A 1,063-nucleotide genomic window follows, 5' to 3' on the forward strand; every position below is an offset into this window, starting at 1 on the left:
GAGTCCGGTGGCATCGGCCATCTTAGCTGCCCTCCCCGCTGGCGGAGCCGATCACCACGCCACCGCAGTCCACGGCGTGACCGGTGAGCAGGAAACAAGGATAAAAAAGACGCATCATCTCCTCGAAGCGTTGGCGGAGCGGCCGTTCGGCCACGCTACCGCCAGGAAAGGCAGCGAGGTGCCTTCCCTGGCGGGTGGAAAGTGGGCGCAACGTCCGTGTTGCGCTTATTGGTTGAATTCAGGGATCTAAAGTGCTGCAGTTGTTCTATGAATCAAGTGGTTCAAAAACTGAAGAAACCCCAGGTCCAGAAACAAACAAAAACCAAAAATATAACGGCCCTCACAAAGTCGTGCTCGCCTTTTTTTATCATTCCTCCACCATAGTTAATCATGTCCCATCCAAATAGGTAAGCTACTAAGTAGTAGCTGATAAGCAGCCCAAATAAAAAAATAAAAACATATCCTGAAAGATCTAGCTCCCTCCCAGTACCTCTTGTCATTAGTGACGCCAAAGAAACCCAGAGGATAACGCCAAATATGAACTTCCTTTTATTCGCCGATTTCATAGGGCCTCTCGCCATCAATATGGTTGTCTTCATTCATCCAGTACTGAGTTTTAAAGCCAGCGCCAACACCAACAGCGTTACTGACAGTTTCAGATACAATACTAGCTCGCCTGAAAATAAAGCCCGTGGTCTCGGACGAAACTATTGGAACAATGTCAACCACTCCTTGCCGATAACTTCCGCCAGCAAATTCTGTGCCTGCTGCATAAACGCCTGCAGCAATTGAGGTGGCGCCGCAAGGAACAGTCAAAGGAGGATAGAGTGAGCAAACTGCTGCCACATTGCTAACCGCTTCAGCAGTCTCTTTTTCTGGTATCAACATGTCGTCGGCATATTGCCCAAACATCCTCGGCACGTCTTTGATGGCACGCCAGAAAATATGTTCTCCTTCTAACCCCAGCGGATCCACCATTCCGGTCGGGTTGGTCACGTAACCATACAGGTTGGTGCCGCCGTTGAGGCCAATCGGGTCCTGGCTGATGTACCTGCCCTGCTGG

At 50.3% G+C, this 1,063-nt stretch carries 1 protein-coding gene; it reads right to left on the reverse strand.

All coding sequences use genetic code 11. The features are described from left to right. Positions 1-549: 549 nt before the first annotated feature. Positions 550-1,063 (reverse strand): RHS repeat-associated core domain-containing protein (locus HPA02_RS18090; RefSeq protein WP_222594020.1); only part of this gene is annotated, 514 nt, incomplete at its 5' end.

Source organism: Bisbaumannia pacifica (genome assembly GCF_007989625.1).
In the GTDB taxonomy this organism is placed as follows: Bacteria; Pseudomonadota; Gammaproteobacteria; order Pseudomonadales; family Halomonadaceae; genus Bisbaumannia; species Bisbaumannia pacifica.